The organism is Peptoclostridium sp. AF21-18 (genome assembly GCF_003478825.1).
Lineage (GTDB): Bacteria > Bacillota > Clostridia > Peptostreptococcales > Peptostreptococcaceae > Peptacetobacter.
Genome location: NZ_QUGE01000001.1, coordinates 46,327 through 63,836, shown reverse-complemented (window position 1 = coordinate 63,836; position 17,510 = coordinate 46,327). Strand labels below are relative to the sequence as shown.

Here is a 17,510-nt window from a genome sequence, read left to right as displayed (position 1 = left end):
ACAAATGATGTAAATAGGATATCTTATTTTGTGGAAATCAGAAAATAAATATAAAATAAATACAAAAAGATACACTAATAGAGTTATTTTATGGAATAAAGTGTGTTATAATAGATAATAAAGTTTTTTAATGGAGGGGGACAAATGAAAAAAATAGACAATATATCTGATAGAGAGCTATATGAAAAAATGGACTATCTAAAGTTGCTTTCAAAGCTTTATCCTAATATATCAAAAGCCAGCACAGAGATTATAAATTTAGAGGCAATATTAAACCTTCCAAAGGGGACAGAACATTTTATAACAGATATACATGGTGAATATGAACCATTTGTACATGTATTAAAAAATGGCTCTGGTGTAATTAAAAGAAAAATTGACGAATTATTTGACGGCGAGCTTATGGAGGATGAAAAGAAAAGACTAGCTACATTAGTATATTATCCTGAGCAAAAGCTTGAGTACTTAGAGAAAAAAGTAGAAAATATAGATGATTTCTATAGAATAAATATGTATAGATTAATAAAATTATGTAAGTATGCATCTAGTAAATATACTAGATCTAAGGTTAGAAAGCTACTTCCAGATGATTTTAAGTATATAATAGAAGAACTACTTCACGAACATATGAACAGTGAACATAAAGAAAAATACTATAAGAGTATAATTGAAACTATAATTGAAACAGATAGAGCTAAAGATTTTATAATAGCTATTTCTGAATTGATACAGAAATTGGTTGTAGATAGACTCCACGTTATAGGTGATATTTTTGACAGAGGACCTAGACCAGATATAATAGTAGATAAACTTATGCAGCATCATTGTGTGGATATCCAATGGGGTAACCACGATATTTTATGGATGGGTGCAGCTTCAGGAGAAAAAACTTGTGTTGCAAATGCACTTAGAATATCAGCTAGATATGCTAATCTAGACGTTGTAGAGGATATTTATGGAATAAATCTACTTCCACTTGCCACTTTTGCTATAGAAACATATGGAGATGACCCATGTCTACAGTTTATGCCTAAAATAGGTGATGAAGAAGTATCTACTACAGAAAAAACTTTAATGGCTAAAATGCACAAGGCAATAAGTATAATACAGTTCAAACTAGAGGGCGAAGTAATTAGAAGAAGACCTGAATTTGAAATGGAGCACAGATTGCTTCTTAATATGATAAACTATGAAAATGGTACTATAAGAATAAAGGGAAAAAATTACGCACTAAAAGATACTAATTTCCCAACTATAGATCCTAAAGATCCATACAAACTTACTCCAGAGGAAAAAGATGTAATTGAAAAAGTTACAAGATCATTTAGAACAAGTGATAAACTTCAAAGACATGTTGAGTTTTTATTCTCAAAGGGAAGCATATTCCTAAAAGCGAATTCAAATCTGCTTATACACGCTTGTATTCCACTTAATAAAGATGGAAGCTTTATGTCTATGAAATTAAAAGGAAAAACATATTGTGGTAGAGAGCTTATGATACAGATGGAAAATATAGCGAGAGAAGGATTTATATCTAGAGATTCAGATCCGGATAAACAGTATGGACAGGATATAATGTGGTATATGTGGACTGGAAAATGCTCATCACTATTTGGAAAAGACGATATGACTACATTTGAAAGATATTTTATAGAAGAAAAAGAAACTCATGTAGAAAACAAAAACCCATACTATACACTTAGAGAAGACGAGGATATTTGTAAAAAATTATTTGATGAATTTGAGTTAGATATAAACGATTCTCATATAATAAATGGACATGTTCCTGTAAAATCTAAGAGTGGAGAAAGTCCAATAAAGGCAAATGGTAAAATACTTGTAATCGACGGTGGATTCTCAAAAGCATATCAAGATAAAACTGGTATAGCAGGATATACACTAATATACAACTCTAAAACTATGCAGCTTGTATCTCACCAGCCATTTAGCTCTATGGAAGAAGCTATCTGCGACGAAAACGATATTATATCTACTACAGTTGTAGTTGAACACAAAGCTGAAAGAAAAATGGTAAGAGATACAGACGAAGGTAAAAGAATGCAGAATGAAATTGATGAGTTAAAAATGCTATTGAAAGCATACCAGAAAGGTTTAATAAAACAGAAATACAATATATAGTAAACTTTAAAAATTTATAAATTTTAAAATAGCTGTTGCAAAACTTTGTAACAGCTATTTTTATTATAATTATTCAAAATAATAATAAAAGAAAAAATATTGTTATAATTTTAAATACTATATAGATATTAGGAGAATATATTAAAAATAAAAAACTATAGTAACTAAACTTTATTATAGAATATTTCTATATTGTCATAGCTTTTTTATATGATAAATCATTAAAAACTTGTGTTAGAATTTAATATGAAAAAAACATGAACAAATTTAGTTTATAAAATGTTTTTAGGAGGATTTTAGTAATGGTAAAAAAATTATTAGCGCTAACATTATCTTTATGCTTAGCAATCGGTGCTGTTGGATGCTCTAACGGTGGTGGAGAAGAAGCATCTGACAACAAAGACTTCAAAGTAGGTATAGTAACTCCTACATTATCAGTAAGTGAAGACGAATACAGAGGAGCAGAAGCAATGGTTGAAAAATACCCAGGACAGGTAGAACATGTTACTCTTCCAGAAAACTTCAATACTGAAATAGAAACTGCTATAAGCCAGATAGTAAGCTTAGCTGATGACGAACAGATGAAAGCTATAGTAGTAGTTTCAGGACAGTCTGGACTTCTTCCAGCATTACAGCAGGTTAAAGAAAAAAGACCTGACATAGTAACTATAACAGCTCCAATATGGGATGACCCAGATATGATGAGCCAGTATGTTGATGTTAACCTTGATGCTAACTGGGCAAAAAGAGGGGAAACTATAGTTACTCTAGCTAAAAAAATGGGATGTAAAACATTCATACATTATTCATTCCCAACACATCTTTCAAAAGAATCTGTAGCAACTAGAAGAGATAAAATGAAAGAAACTTGTGAAAAAGAAGGAATGGAATTCGTAGAAGTTATGACTCCAGACCCACAGACTGGTCAGGGTGTTGCAGCTATGCAGCAGTTCTTAAATGAAGATATACCAAGACAGATAGAAAAATATGGTAAAGACACTAACATATTTGGATCTAACTGCCCAATGTACGATGTAATAATAGCTAAAGCTTTAGAACTTAAATTCTGTGTAGCAGAACAGTGCTGCCCAACGCCAACTCAGGCTTACCCAACAGTTCTAAACTTAGAAATAGCTGAAGAAGATTCTCAGAACTACGAAAAAATGAACCAGATGATATCTGAAAAAGTAGATGCTCAGGGAATGAAAGGTAGATTAGGTGGATGGCCAATGCCAATGACAGTATTCCTACCTGAATATGCTGTTGAATTAGCTATGGAAATGGTATCTAACGGATTAACTAAAGAAGATGTTTCTAGCTCAGAATACTTACAGAAATTTGCTAAAGACAAATTCGGTATAGATACTCAGTTTGAAAAACTTAAAGACAATACTGACAACTACCAGTTAATGGTAATGGATCAGATAGTATATTAATTAAAAATTGATTAGTTAAAGAAAACCCCAGGAAGTATCTTTTCTGGGGTTTTAAATTATAATATAAAAGGAGAATTTATGATAAAGACAATTAATCTTAGTAAACAATTCTCTGGAATATACGCATTCAAAAATGTTAACTTTCATTTAAAAAAAGGTGAAATCCATGGAATAGTAGGAGCAAATGGATCGGGAAAAAGTACTTTTTTAAATGTACTATTCCAGGATAGAAATATTCACCTTACTGGAGGGTATGAAGGAAAGATAATATTCTACGGCGAGGAAATGAAAATAAACACTACCAGAGAAGCGATAGAATTAGGTATGGGGAAGGTATATCAGGAATTTGCGCTTGTTAATAGTATGGATATAGCTTCAAATATAAAGATAAATAGCAATAATTTTGTTGGTTCATCTAATGAAAAGACAAATAAGGACTTTTTATATATAGATAAAAAGAAAAACGAACAGGATGCAGCAGAAATTTTAAAAGATATGGGTATAAAAGTAGATGTAAAATCGTCTTTAGAAAACCTTAATGTCAGTGTAAAGCAGTTTATCGAAATTGCTAGAGAAATAAGTAATAAAAATTTAAAGGTTTTATTCTTAGATGAACCAACTGCGTCATTAAATAAAGAAGATACAGATATATTTATGAAGATAGTAAAAGCTCTTAAAGAAAAGGGAATTTCTATAATATTTATATCTCATAGACTTGACGAGATAACAGAACTTTGTGATGAGGTAACTGTTTTTAGAGATGGAGATGTAGTTGCTAACTATCAAAAAGACGAATTTGATGTGGAAAAAATAGCTATAGATATGATTGGTAAAAAAGTATCTAAAGCTGTTAATGAGCATAGAGACCAAACTCAGAAAAAAGAAAATATATTAGAGTTAAAAAATGTTTCTATAATAGAAAAGAATAATAAAGTTATTTCTGATATAAATATGGAAATAAAAAAAGGCGAGATTTTAGGGATAACAAGTCTTGCAGGTCATGGACATACTGATATTTCTTATGCGGTTATGGGGATACATAAAGTAGAGGGAGATATAGTATACAAAGGCGAAAAACTAAATACTTCTAAAACAGATAAGACAATAGAGAGTGGAATAGTAATGGTTCCAGATGAAAGAAAAGAAAGAGGACTTTTACTAGAAAGCGATGTAACAGACAATATAATATACACAGCTTGTTACAGCAAGGGAAAATTCTTAAAATATCCTAAACTAAAAGGATTATCATTATTAGATAAAAAGCGGATAAAGGAAACTGTAGATGAATCTATAAAAGAGTACAATATAAAATGTAGCTCACCTCAGCAGAAAGCAAGAGAGCTTAGTGGAGGAAATCAGCAGAAAATCTGTATAGCTAGAGCAGTAATAACTGAGCCAGAAGTACTATTTGTAAGCGAGCCAACTAGGGGAATAGACATATTCTCTAAGGAAATAATATTAGATACTTTAGTAGGATTAAATAAAGAAAAGGGAACTACTATAGTTATGGCTTCTAGTGAGATAGATGAATTAAAAAGAATTTGCGATAGAGTAATTGTTATGTACGAAGGAAAAATATTCGACATACTATCTCCAGAAGACGATGATGAGGTATACAGCCTTGCAATTTCAGGGAAAAGGAGGGTAGAACATGAATAAATTGAAAAATATAAAACTTCCAAAGATGAAGGCACCACAGATAATAATAACAGTTTATCTTCTTATAATGCTTTCATTTATATCTAGAATAGATATATATCTTTATTCGATATTCAACGACTCTCTTATAAAATTTGCAATGAACTTTGTATTAGTTCTATCTTTAATACCTATGCTAAAATGTGGAGTTGGTATGAACTTTGGTATGGCAATAGGTATAATTGCAGGACTTATAGGGATGTGTATATCTATAGAATTTGAAATAGGTGGAGTAGCAGGATTCACATTAGCACTAGCAATAACAGTTGTTGTTGGAGCATTATTTGGATTCTTATATTCTAAAATACTTAATAGACTAAAAGGAAAAGAAGATGTTATAGGTATGTTCTGTGGATACTCTTTTGTATTCATAATGAATATATTCTGGACAGTTGCACCGTTCAAAAATAGAATGATGCTTTATCCAATAGGAGGACATGGGCTTAGACCTAAAATATCTCTTGAACTTTTCTACAATAAAATATTAGATAATTTCCTAAGTATAAAAATAGGGAAAATAGTAATTCCATTGGGACTACTTCTGTTTGTTGGATTTATAACTCTTTTAATAATGTTATATTTCAAAACTAGAGCAGGTAAAACAATGGAAGTAATTGCAGAAAATGAAAAATTTGCAGAGCTTTCTGGTGTAAGCATAAATAAATATAGAACAATAGCTATAATTCTTTCTACAATAATAGCTGGTATAGGTATATGTGTGTACACTCAGAGCTACGGTTTTGTACAGTTATATGATGTACCACTTAATTTCTCATTCCCAGCAGTTTCCGCTATATTAATAGGTGGAGCTTCGAGAAAAGAAACTAAAGTTATTCACGCTGTAGTTGGTACATACTTATTCCAGACAACTTATCTATTATCTATTCCAATAGCAAATGCATTACTTATGCCAGAGCTTGCGGAAACATTAAGAATGATAGTAAGTAACGGAATTATACTTTATGCATTCATATGCGAAGGAGGGGAAAAAGGATTATGGAAAAAGAAAAAATAAAATTATTTATTAAAAGAAATATAGTTCCTATAATATTCATAGTTATGTGTGTATCCATGATCCTAATTTCTAACGTAGGATTAAACTTCTTAGCTAATGAATTATATAGAAGAATTGTAAGAAATACTATTATGATAATTGCCCTTTTAATACCCATAATGGCAGGTATGGGGATAAACTTCTCAGTTGTAATCGGAGCATTATGCACTCATTTTGCAGCGATTATAATAGTAGATAGACAGATTGAAGGTGCTATGGGTATAGTTTCGGTATTTGTACTGGCTCAGGTGCTTGCATTTGTATGTGGAAATATAATAGGATATATATTAAATAGGGCAAAAGGTAGAGAAATGATAACTAGTTTGGTAATAGGTCTACTGGGAACAAGTATATATACGCTTATATTCTTAGCTGGATACGGAACAATAATAAAACCTCACAATCCTAACATAATGTTATCAACAGGTATAGGTATACAGACTATGATAGATCTTATGCCTTTAAAACAGGTAATTGTTGAACATCCATATATACCAATATTATTTATTGTTGCAGCTACTGTAATAACAAAATATCTTATGGGAACGCAGTTTGGTGCTAAATTAAAGGTAATAGGCGACAATATGAACAATGCTTATGCACTAGGAATAGATGTTGACAAGATGAGAAGATACGCTATAGTTGTATCTACAATGCTTGCTTCAGCAGGGCAGATAATGTTTGTACTTAATATAGGTAGTATAAATGTGTACACAGGACATTTAAATGTAGATGTATTCGCCTGTGCGTCAATACTTGCAGGTGGAGCTACATTAAACAAAGCTAGCTTAAAGAACGTATTTTTAGGAGTAGTTCTTTTCCATACAATGTTCATAGTTTCTCCTATGGCAGGAAAAGTACTATTTAGCAATGTTGCAATCGGAGAATACTTCAGAAGCTTTGTTGCGTATTCAACAATAGTAATATCTCTAATAATGAACATACACAACGAAAAGCAAGGGGTCTCAGACTAAACATAAAATAAAATTGGAAATATAAATATAAAATGCCTTTGTAGTGTTTTAATTTTGTATTTAAGAACTGAAAAGATATAAAAATATGTTATAAAGAATTTTAAAAAAGCCAATTCTTTTTGATTGGGATTATGAATAATTCGATATCGACAATCTGGAGGCGACCCACAACATTGAAATGTGTTAGTTTAATGGGTGGGTCGCCGAAGCCTGGAGATGAGAATATTCATAATTTCAATCTAGAAAAAGAAGGGCTTTTTAAATTCTTATAACATCCATTTTATAGATTTTCAGTTCTATATTTTTCCATTATCTCTCCAAATATTTCAGCTGCAGAAGGTGGAGTGTATGTTATTGCATTTGCTCCAGCATCAATAGTTTCTATAATTGATTCTGGAGAGTTTCCACCTGTAGCTATTATTGGGATGAAAGGATGGTCTTTTCTAATTTTTCTAACAAGAGAGGCTGTATCTTTTCCAGCAGATACATTTAAAATAGTTGCACCTGCATCAATTCTAGCTTCTATGTCTTCCTGATCGTGGCAAATAGTGACAACTATAGGTATGCTTATAGTGTCTTTCATCTCACTTATTAAAGCGTTTTTAGCTGGAGAATTAAGAACAACTCCAAATGCACCATGTAGCTCTGCATCTAATGCTATTGCTAGAGATCTATTCCCTGTAGTTATTCCACCGCCAACACCACAAAATACTGGAGAAGGAGATACATCCATTACCGCTTCATTTATAGATTGTTGTGGGGTGAAAGGATAGACTGCCAACACAGCGTCTGCATTATTATTTTTTATTATTGATATATCAGTAGAAAAAATAAGAGATTTTATTCTCTTTCCAAAAATAACTATTCCGCTGGCCCTATCTATTTCCTTTGGAACGCATACTATTTTATTTTTTAACTTTGATTCTATAACTGGAACCAAAGAATCTTCAGCAGAAGTTAGTCTATAGACCATATTTTCGTTTAATTTAATATTTTCCATTAATTGCCAATATCTCCTTTTCAAGTTTAATATATAATATTTTTAATATTTAATAGTCATTCTTCAATGATATCATAAAATTTGTTGACGAGAAATAAAAAAATTATTACAATTCTTGCAAAAAACGTATTCTATGCTACAATATCACATAACTAAAAAAAATTGCAGAATATATAATAAACACAGTTGTAATATACTCTTATTAAATCATCTGATTAGTGATATAATAATATATATTAAATGATAAAATTGGAGGTACTATGAAAAAATATACACTTATATCGCCATGCTTTTTTGGAATGGAAAAAATGCTAGCGACAGAAATAAAAAATTTAGGATTTGAGATAGAAAAAACTGAAGATGGAAGAGTAACTTATAAAACAGGTGAAGATGGTATAGCTAAGGCAAATATGTGGCTTAGATGCGCGGAAAGAGTAAATCTTAAAGTTGCAGAATTTGAAGCTAGATCATTTGATGAGCTTTATGAAAATACTAAAAGAATAAATTGGTCAAAATATATACCTTATGGAGCACAGTTCCCAGTATCAAAAGCATCATCTATAAAATCTAAACTATTCAGTACAACTGACGTACAGTCAATAGTAAAAAAAGCGATAGTAGATAACTTAAAGAAATCTTACTTAGAAAGCGGAAGACTAAAAGAGGATAAAGAGAAATATCCTATTTATGTATTTATCCACAAAAATAAAGTAACTTTATCAATAGATACTACAGGAGATGCTCTTCATAAGAGAGGATACAGAGAAAAGGCTAATAAAGCTCCAATAAGAGAGACTTTAGCAGCAGGGATAATGTATCTAACTCCTTGGAAACCAGGAAGAACATTAGTAGACCCTATGTGTGGTTCTGGAACTATACTTATAGAGGCTGCTATGATGGGATTAAACATGGCTCCAGGATTAAATAGAGAGTTTATATCAGAAAAATGGAGAACAATAGATAAAAAAATCTGGTGGGATACTAGAAGAGAAGCATTTGACCAGATGAATGAAGATTTAGATTTCAAGATTTACGGATACGATATAGACCCAGAGAGTATAGAAATAGCAAAAGAAAATGCTGAAATAGCGGGTGTTGCAGATTATATAGACTTTGCAGTTGCAGATGCTACAGAATTCAAAAGTAATGAGGAATATGGATTTATAGTTACAAATCCACCTTATGGTGAAAGACTTGAAAGTGAAGAATCTGTAAAATTACTTTATAAAGAATTAGGGTATGCATTTAGAAGACTAAAAAATTGGTCTTATTATCTAATAACTTCTTTTGAAGAATTTGAGTATGAATTTGGTCAGGAAGCTACTAAGAAAAGAAAACTTTACAATGGTATGCTAAAAACATATCTATATCAGTATCCAGGACCAAAGCCACCTAGAAAAGATAAAACTGACGAAAAATAAGGGGGGATTAGATGAAAAAACTAATTAAGCTTATTTTGCTTGCAGTTGTTCTGTTAATAACGACTACAGGGTGTAGCACAAGCACAAAATCTCCAGAAAAATTATTGACTAAACCTAATTACGATGAAGAAAAAGCACTTTTAAACTCTGGAATATCAAAAGTTCTTTATCAGAATGTTAATTTAATATTTCCAGAAAATCTAAAAGAAAGTGGAAAAATAAATTACGTTGATTTAGATGAGGATGGAAAAAATGAAATCGTAGCATTCCAGAAAAAAGAAAAAATAAACTCTGATAGTAAAGTAGGATTTTTAATTTTAAGAGAAGATAATAAAAGCTATTCTTTCTTAGAAGATGGAGTTGTACTTGAAAAGGGAGATAAGATAGAGTATGGAGGGTTTTACGATTTAGATGGAGATGGAAACAAAGAAATAATAATGCAGTATAAAGATCAAGATGATATATCTAGATTAAAAGTATACGGATTTAAAGATAACAAAATAACTTTAAAATATCAGTTAGATGATGAGATATTCGGTGAAGGAAATGTAATACCTAAACTAGCTTTAAATCCATACGATACAGGTAATACAACGGTATCTGTTGGAGATATAGATAGCAAAAAAATAAAAATAAGCTATATAAATGACGACAACAACATGGATATGATAGTACTAGGATACAATTCTAATAATAGAGTATTAAAAATAAGCCTAGTACAATTTACTTCTGAGCGGGCTATTGTAAAAGACGTAAAGACAGTAGATGATGTAAATGGAATATCTGAGGCATATATAACTATAGGAAATATATCTAAGTATGAAAAGGGGATAATTTTAGATATACCAATAGGTAAAGATGGTGCTGTTGGAACAGAGGTTATGTATGTGAAAGATGATAAATTTGTTATTGTTGCTAGCTGCAAAGATGAGAATATGAAAAAAGCATACTATGTTCCAGTAGGAGATATGAATAAAGACAATATAATAGATATACCATCTATTTCTGCAAATAGATCTTCTTTTATAGATAAAGCATATGCATACATTACTTATTATCAGTGGAATGGTAATTTAGACGAAAATAATATGGAGATTATAGGTCAGAGCTATTACAACTATCAGTACAACTTTAGATTTACTGTACCTAAAGAAATGCAAAATATACTTTATACTGAGCAAAAGTACGAAGGGGAAAAAATTCAATTAGAATTTAAAGCGACTAATGTAAAAACAGGAACGTTGGAAACAGCATTTACTGTAGTAGTAAAACCTAAAACAGGAACTATAGATGATAAAAAAGGCTTAACTAATTCAAAAGATATCGTACAAGTATTAGAAAATGAAGATTATAGTTACGATATTATCATAAATAATAGAAAACTTTTAAAAGATTATGGAGTAGAAGAGAAAAAACTAAAAGAAAGCTTTTCTAACACATATGAGTAAATATATAGAAGGGGGAATAGTAGGATGAAAGAAAAGATTTTAATTCTTGAAGATGAAATCGGAATAAGAAGCTTTGTCAGCATAAATCTAAAGAGAGAAGGTTACGACATAATAGAAGCTGGAACAGGTCGGGAAGCTATAGAAAAAATAGATTCTGAAGATGGAATAGCAATAGCCTTATTAGACGTTATGCTACCAGATATGAGTGGTATTGAAGTTTGTAAATACATAAGAGCTAAATACGATCAGGTAGGGATAATAATGCTTACAGCAAAATCTCAGGAAGAAGATAAAATAGAAGGCTTTATGTCTGGAGCAGATGACTACATGGTAAAACCATTCAGTATAAAAGAATTAATGGTTAGAGTATCAGCTCTTATCAGAAGGGTTAGAAAAGAAAGTGCACCTGCTAAAAACAGCGAAATAGATTTACGGCCATTCCTATTAGATGTGGATAAAAGAAAGCTTTACAAAAATGGAGAAGAAATAGAATTAACACCTACAGAATTCTCTATAGTTAAATATCTTATGTCTAATGCAAAACAGTCTTTAAGTAGAGAAAAAATACTTGAAGAAGTTTGGGGAACAAACTATCTATATGATTTTAAAATAGTAGACGTAAATATAAGAAGAATAAGAAATAAAATAGAGGACGATCCTTCAAAACCAAAATATATACAGACTATTTGGGGCTATGGTTACTGTTTTAGAAAGGAAGAGTAAATGTTACATTTTGAAGGTTTAAGAAAAAAGATTATCAAAAACTATTTTGTAATAATAATAATAGTAGTGGCACTTTTTGAAGGACTGTTCATGTTTTATGTACAGAACTACTACTACAACTCAGTAAGACAGACATTAGAATCTAGGGTAGAGTATATAAATGGTTCATATAATACGGTATCTATGGAATCTGTAAGCTTTGAAGATAAGGTAAATAGTATTTACGAAAAGCAAATGAATGATAAAAATACTAAATACGGAATTTCTATAATAGATAAAAATAGAAATATGATATTAGACCAGTATGGCTTTAAAACTCACGAAAAAGTAAACTTTATCGACGTGAATAGAGCTTTGAGAAATGGTAAAAGTTTAGTTCCATATACATATAAAATAGCATCAACTGACGAACATGTAATGAGTATTGCGGTTCCATTAAAAGTTAATAATGTTGTAGAAGGTGCTGTTAGGTATACAGTTTCTCTAGATGCAATAGATAGAGAAATAATAAAGCTTATGGCGTGGTTGATTATGATAGGGGTTGTAATACTTATAATTGCCATAGGAATAAGCTTGAAATTTGCTGAAAGTTTAATAACACCTCTTACAGAACTTAAAAAATTTGCAAGCGAATTATCTTGTGGAAATTACAATGTTAAGCTAAAAAGCAATAAGATTGTAGATGATGAGATAGGTGAGCTTGCAGAAACATTTGAAAAAATGGCAATAGAAATCGACAAGAATGAAAAATTAAAGAATGAGTTTATATCTTCAATATCTCATGAGCTTAGAACACCGCTTACATCTATAAAAGGATGGAGTGAAACTCTTGGATACGAAGGAATTAACAAAGAAGAGCTAGATATGGGGCTTGGAATAATTCAGGATGAAACAGAAAGACTTATCAAGCTTGTTGAAGAATTATTAGACTTCTCTAGACTTTCATCACAGAGAATAAAACTAGTGATAGATTCTGTAGATGTTGAAGGACTGGTTGTAGGGGTTATCAATCAGCTAAAAGTAAAAGCAGCTGAAAAGGATATTAGACTATTATTCGAGTTTGAATGTGGTGAGGTTAAAAACATACAGGGCGATAAAAATAGATTAAGACAGGTTCTTATAAATCTAGTTCAGAATTCACTTAAATTTACAGATGTTGGAGGATTTATAAAAATAACAGTAAATCAAGATAGTGAATTTACTACAATATCAGTTACTGATAATGGATTAGGAATAGATAAAGAAAATCTTGAAAGAGTATTTGATAAATTCTTCCAAGAAGACTACAATAAATCTGGTAGTGGATTAGGTCTTGCTATAAGTAACGAAATAGTAAAACTACACAACGGTGAAATGAGCATAGAAAGTAAGAAAAACGTCGGTACTTCTATAACATTTACCCTTAAAAATAAATTAATAAATAATATTAAAAAAATATAGCGATATTTTAAAAATTTCTGATAATTTGTGTTGACACGAAAGAAAATATGATTTATTATATAAACATATTAAAAAATAAATGAGTAATCGTTGAAAAAGAAAGTAACTCAGAGAGATTTTATAGAGAGCAGGGGACGGTGGAAGCCTTGTATTGATATCTAGAGTGAATAGAGCTTTGGAGATTGTTGTGAAAATCTTAAAAGATATAAGCAACAGGTAATCCTGCCTTAAAGGAAAGAGTGGATAGTATTTACTATCAATTAGAGTGGTAACGCGGATTATAATTCGTCTCTTGGTTTTCCAAGAGGCGATTTTTTTTATACAAAACCAAACTAATTGAATTAATAATCTATCAAAGAGAGTGGTACCACGGAAATATTCGTCTCTCAGTGAAAATTTCACTGAGGGACTTTTTTATTACCTAATTATCACAAATTAAAAAAGTAAAATATAGAATTAAAAAATTAAAAAAAGGAAGAGGACAAAGGGAGGAATTTAAAATGAAAGAAAAAGTTGTATTAGCATATTCAGGAGGATTAGACACATCAATAACTATACCTTGGTTAAAAGAAAACTACGATGATATAGAAGTTATTGCTTGTTGTGGAAATGTTGGACAGGATGACAATATGGAAGATGTTTACAATAAAGCATTAGAAAGTGGAGCATCAAAAGCATATGTAGACGATATATCAGAAGAATTTGTAACAACTACAATATATGCAGCTATAAAAGCTGAAGCTAAATACGAAGGAAAATACTTATTAGGAACTTCACTTGCTAGACCAATAATAGCTAAAAAATTAGTTGAAGTAGCTCATAAAGAAGGAGCAAAATATATTTGCCATGGATGTACAGGAAAAGGAAATGACCAGGTTAGATTTGAAGCTACAATAGCAGCATTAGATCCAACTATAAAAGTAATAGCGCCTTGGAGAATATGGGATATAAAATCAAGAGAAGATGCTATAGATTATGCAAATGAACATGGAATAAAAGTAAAAGCTACAAAAGAAAAAATATACTCAGAAGATGCTAACCTTTGGCATGTATCAACTGAAGGTGGAGATATAGAACATCTTGAAAACGAACACAAAGAAGATATATACAAAGAATGTGTTACTCCAGAACAGGCTTGTGATACACCAGAATACGCAGAAATATACTTTGAAAAAGGTGTACCTAAAAAATTAAACGGTGTTGAAATGGCGCCAGTAGAATTAATTCAGGCAGTAAACGCTCTTGGTAAAAAACATGGTATAGGAATAATAGATATAGTAGAAAACAGATTAGTTGGTATGAAATCAAGAGGAATATATGAAACTCCAGGAGGAACAATCCTATACGAAGCTCATAATATATTAGAAAGTGCTTGTATAGATAAAGAAACTCTTCACTTCAAACAGAGAGTAGCTATAAAATTCGGTGAACTTATATACGATGGATTATGGTACTCAAAATTAAGAGAAGCAATAGAAGCATTTATGGACTGCACTCAGGAAAATGTAACTGGTACAGTAAAAGTTAAACTATACAAAGGAAATATAAAACCAGCTGGAATATTTGCAGATTCTCCACTATATGATGAAAGTATATCTTCATTCGGAAATAGTGAATACTATGACCACCATGATGCGGAAGGATTTATTAACCTATTTACATTACCTCTAAAAATTAGAGCAATGAAAGAAGGAAAATAAGCAAAAAAATTGGGACTGTTGTATAAATTGCAACAGTTCTTTTTTTATTTCTTTTGAATAGAAGGTAGTTGTATTTTTGAAAATGTGTTATCATAAAGAGTATTAGTGAGTTATTTGATTAAAAATATTAAATTAAGGCTATTTCACAAAATTTACGGAATTGTAAACATTATTCTAAATGTAAATATAGAATATGAAAAAAAATTGCGTTATAATGGTAAAGTGAAATTATTTAAAAAGATTTTGAGCTTTATTGAGTTATATCTAAAGTCTGTAAAATTTAAGGAAAGGGAGTGGGTATATTGTCAACAAAGGGAATTAAAGATATCCCAAAGAAAAAGATAGCAGCAATAATAGTTGGCGTATTAGCTGTAATATATATAGGTTTAGCAGTATTCTTCACAAATCATTTCTATTTTGGCACTGTAATAAATGGAGAAAGCTGTTCAGGGAAAACTGTAGCGGATGTTGAGGAAATGTTCAGTCATGTTTCTGACGACTATAGCCTTACAATGACTGATAAGAGAAATAAAGAATTTACAATAAAATCAAAGGATATAGACCTTACATTCCACGATGAAGGTCAGATACAGAAAATAAAGGATAGTCAGAGTTCATTTGGATGGATAGTTGGAGTATTCAAAAACAAAGACTATAAAGCAGATACAGTTAGATATGACGAGGCTAAGCTAGAAAAATTATACAATGGATTTGAATTATTTGATAAAAACTATATAATAGAACCCAAAAGTGCTTATCCAGAATACAGTAGAAAAACAAATTCTTACGAAATAAGACCTGAAATATATGGAAATAAGGTCAATAAGGATGCACTTTATAAAGAAGTTCAGAAATCTATATTATCTGGAAACAAAGCTATAAATATAGATGAAGCTGGATTATATGTACAGCCAAAGAATAAAGCTGATAACTCTAAACTTGCAAAAGCTGTAGAAGAACTTAATAAAAAAGTTAAGATGAAAGTTACTTATGACTTTGAAGATAGAAAAGAAGTTTTTGGCGGATATGAAATAGCACAGCTTTTAAACTGTGATTCAGAAGGAAATTATGACATAACTATCAATAGAGATAGAATGATAGAGCTTTTAAGAGGTTTAAGTAAACAGTATAGTACTTATGGAGACCCTAGAAAGTTCAAAGCATCTTCAGGTAAAGAAATAACTATATATGGTGGTTCTTACGGTTGGTTAATCGACAAAGAAAAAGAAGCAGACGAACTTACAAAAGTTATAGAAGAAGGAAAAAGTGTTACAAGAGAACCAGTTTACTCTCAGACAGCACTTCACCGTACAAAAGACGATATAGGAAATACTTATGTTGAAATAAGCTTAGGTGGACAGTATTTATGGTACTATAGAGATGGAAAACTTATAACTAGTTTCCCTGTAGTTACTGGAAATACAAGTAAAGGTAATGGTACACCTCCTGGTATATATCCTCTAAATTACAAAGATAGAGATACATATCTAACAGGACGGAACTACAGATCTCATGTAAACTATTGGATGCCATTCAACGGAAATATAGGTCTTCATGATGCTACATGGAGAGGTTCTTTCGGTGGCGGAATATATAGAAGTAATGGTTCTCATGGATGTGTAAACTGTCCATATGGAGGAGCAGCTACTATATACAAAACAATAGAAAAAGGAACACCAATAATTTTATACTAAAAAATAAAAGGGACTGTTGCAATGATGATTTGCAGTAGTCCCTTTATGTTTATCTGTATAAATCAAATACAAAATAGTTTATATCTCCTCTATACTTAGAAATAGAGTATTCAATCACTTTATTATCGTTTCCGTAGCCATAAGAATGGAAGTAAAATACAGGATCATTTTCCTGTATATCTAATAAATCAGCTGTTGTTTCATCAGCTTTTATTGTTTCTAACTTTCTCTTAATTCTAGTTACTGGATTGCCTTTATCAGAAAAATAATCGTATAGACGATAATTTATAAAATCTACATTCTCAATATCTGGGAATCTATTATATGGTATATATGTTGTTACGATAACATTTGGCTTAGAGTCGATATATCTAAGTCTGATAAGCTTACAAACATTTTCTGATAAAGAAATTCCAAGAGCATTTGAAACCTCTTTAGATACTTTTTCTATTTTTAATGATATAACCTTTGTGCTTGTAGTTAGGCCTTTTTTATTCATTTCCTTATCAAAGCTTAAAATTTTCTGTGTAAATTCCTGCTCAATTTTCCTTTGACAGACCATTGTTCCCCTTTTTCTTCTCTTTTCAAGATAACCATCATCCACAAGAATTTGGATAGCTTGTCTAACAGTGGGTCTACTTACATTGTAAAACTCTGCTAACTCCATCTCAGTAGGAATTAAATCTCCTTCCTTGTATATTCCGTTATTTATCTTTTCGAGTAAATCGCATTTTATTTTTAAATACATTGCTGACATTAGAATATCTCCTTAATCTTTAATGA

Annotated in this window: 13 protein-coding genes and 1 other annotated feature; of the genes, 11 read left to right on the top strand and 2 right to left on the bottom strand. The window is 30.7% G+C overall.

Features of this window, described 5'->3' with window-relative positions; genetic code table 11:
• Positions 1–144 precede the first annotated feature (144 nt).
• The 5 genes from DWX74_RS00285 to DWX74_RS00265 all read left to right on the top strand — a co-directional run bounded on the left by DWX74_RS00285 (position 145) and on the right by DWX74_RS00265 (position 7,301).
• Positions 145–2,139, top strand: coding sequence for a fructose-1,6-bisphosphatase (locus DWX74_RS00285; protein ID WP_118548053.1), 1,995 nt, complete (start codon positions 145–147; stop codon positions 2,137–2,139).
• A 302-nt stretch (positions 2,140–2,441) separates the two neighbouring features.
• A complete protein-coding gene (locus DWX74_RS00280; RefSeq protein ID WP_118548051.1) occupies positions 2,442–3,575 on the top strand; it encodes a DUF3798 domain-containing protein in 1,134 nt (377 codons plus the stop codon).
• 78 nt (positions 3,576–3,653) lie between these two features.
• Complete coding sequence (locus DWX74_RS00275) at positions 3,654–5,234, top strand: sugar ABC transporter ATP-binding protein (RefSeq protein ID WP_118548049.1); 1,581 nt, start codon at positions 3,654–3,656, stop codon at positions 5,232–5,234.
• The gene (locus DWX74_RS00270; RefSeq protein ID WP_286164108.1) at positions 5,227–6,288 is read left to right on the top strand and encodes an ABC transporter permease subunit; all 1,062 of its coding nucleotides are present in this window, start codon (positions 5,227–5,229) and stop codon (positions 6,286–6,288) included. The genes DWX74_RS00275 and DWX74_RS00270 overlap by 8 nt, the downstream gene beginning before the upstream one ends.
• Positions 6,270–7,301 carry an ABC transporter permease subunit gene (locus DWX74_RS00265; protein WP_158573205.1) on the top strand — a complete coding sequence of 344 codons (1,032 nt, stop codon included), beginning with the start codon at positions 6,270–6,272 and terminating at the stop codon, positions 7,299–7,301. Before DWX74_RS00270 ends, DWX74_RS00265 begins: the two co-directional genes overlap by 19 nt.
• Positions 7,302–7,581: 280 nt before the next feature.
• On the opposite strand, the gene DWX74_RS00260 is transcribed toward DWX74_RS00265, so the two are convergent.
• Complete coding sequence (locus DWX74_RS00260) at positions 7,582–8,301, bottom strand: hydrolase (RefSeq protein ID WP_118548045.1); 720 nt, start codon at positions 8,299–8,301, stop codon at positions 7,582–7,584.
• A gap of 260 nt (positions 8,302–8,561) precedes the next feature.
• On the opposite strand from DWX74_RS00260, the gene DWX74_RS00255 reads away from it, so the two are divergent.
• The 6 genes from DWX74_RS00255 (at position 8,562) to DWX74_RS00230 (ending at position 16,727) form a co-directional block, all read left to right on the top strand.
• Complete coding sequence (locus DWX74_RS00255) at positions 8,562–9,722, top strand: THUMP domain-containing class I SAM-dependent RNA methyltransferase (RefSeq protein ID WP_118548043.1); 1,161 nt, start codon at positions 8,562–8,564, stop codon at positions 9,720–9,722.
• An 11-nt stretch (positions 9,723–9,733) separates the two neighbouring features.
• Positions 9,734–11,170, top strand: coding sequence for a hypothetical protein (locus DWX74_RS00250; protein ID WP_118548041.1), 1,437 nt, complete (start codon positions 9,734–9,736; stop codon positions 11,168–11,170).
• 24 nt (positions 11,171–11,194) lie between these two features.
• Positions 11,195–11,893, top strand: a complete 699-nt coding sequence (gene walR / locus DWX74_RS00245; RefSeq protein ID WP_118548039.1) for a cell wall metabolism DNA-binding response regulator WalR — start codon at positions 11,195–11,197, stop codon at positions 11,891–11,893.
• Complete coding sequence (locus DWX74_RS00240; RefSeq protein ID WP_118548037.1) at positions 11,894–13,333, top strand: sensor histidine kinase; 1,440 nt, start codon at positions 11,894–11,896, stop codon at positions 13,331–13,333.
• Positions 13,334–13,414: 81 nt separating this feature from the next.
• Positions 13,415–13,629: a binding site (T-box leader), on the top strand.
• Between the two features lie 204 nt (positions 13,630–13,833).
• Complete coding sequence (locus DWX74_RS00235) at positions 13,834–15,033, top strand: argininosuccinate synthase (RefSeq protein ID WP_118548035.1); 1,200 nt, start codon at positions 13,834–13,836, stop codon at positions 15,031–15,033.
• A gap of 293 nt (positions 15,034–15,326) precedes the next feature.
• The gene (locus tag DWX74_RS00230; protein WP_118548033.1) at positions 15,327–16,727 is read left to right on the top strand and encodes a L,D-transpeptidase family protein; all 1,401 of its coding nucleotides are present in this window, start codon (positions 15,327–15,329) and stop codon (positions 16,725–16,727) included.
• A gap of 49 nt (positions 16,728–16,776) precedes the next feature.
• On the opposite strand, the gene DWX74_RS00225 is transcribed toward DWX74_RS00230, so the two are convergent.
• Positions 16,777–17,484 (bottom strand): GntR family transcriptional regulator, encoded by a 708-nt coding sequence (locus DWX74_RS00225; protein ID WP_118548031.1) that lies wholly within the window; start codon positions 17,482–17,484, stop codon positions 16,777–16,779.
• Positions 17,485–17,510 lie beyond the last annotated feature (26 nt).

What these genes read in the sequence shown, in the direction of transcription:
- DWX74_RS00270 (WP_286164108.1), top strand. Translation starts at nt 5,227, where the DNA reads ATGAATAAATTGAAAAATATAAAACTTCCAAAGATGAAGGCACCACAG.
- DWX74_RS00280 (WP_118548051.1), top strand. Translation starts at nt 2,442, where the DNA reads ATGGTAAAAAAATTATTAGCGCTAACATTATCTTTATGCTTAGCAATC.
- DWX74_RS00265 (WP_158573205.1), top strand. Translation starts at nt 6,270, where the DNA reads ATGGAAAAAGAAAAAATAAAATTATTTATTAAAAGAAATATAGTTCCT.
- DWX74_RS00235 (WP_118548035.1), top strand. Translation starts at nt 13,834, where the DNA reads ATGAAAGAAAAAGTTGTATTAGCATATTCAGGAGGATTAGACACATCA.
- DWX74_RS00285 (WP_118548053.1), top strand. Translation starts at nt 145, where the DNA reads ATGAAAAAAATAGACAATATATCTGATAGAGAGCTATATGAAAAAATG.
- DWX74_RS00260 (WP_118548045.1), bottom strand. Translation starts at nt 8,301, where the DNA reads ATGGAAAATATTAAATTAAACGAAAATATGGTCTATAGACTAACTTCT.
- DWX74_RS00255 (WP_118548043.1), top strand. Translation starts at nt 8,562, where the DNA reads ATGAAAAAATATACACTTATATCGCCATGCTTTTTTGGAATGGAAAAA.
- walR (WP_118548039.1), top strand. Translation starts at nt 11,195, where the DNA reads ATGAAAGAAAAGATTTTAATTCTTGAAGATGAAATCGGAATAAGAAGC.
- DWX74_RS00240 (WP_118548037.1), top strand. Translation starts at nt 11,894, where the DNA reads ATGTTACATTTTGAAGGTTTAAGAAAAAAGATTATCAAAAACTATTTT.
- DWX74_RS00250 (WP_118548041.1), top strand. Translation starts at nt 9,734, where the DNA reads ATGAAAAAACTAATTAAGCTTATTTTGCTTGCAGTTGTTCTGTTAATA.
- DWX74_RS00275 (WP_118548049.1), top strand. Translation starts at nt 3,654, where the DNA reads ATGATAAAGACAATTAATCTTAGTAAACAATTCTCTGGAATATACGCA.
- DWX74_RS00225 (WP_118548031.1), bottom strand. Translation starts at nt 17,484, where the DNA reads ATGTCAGCAATGTATTTAAAAATAAAATGCGATTTACTCGAAAAGATA.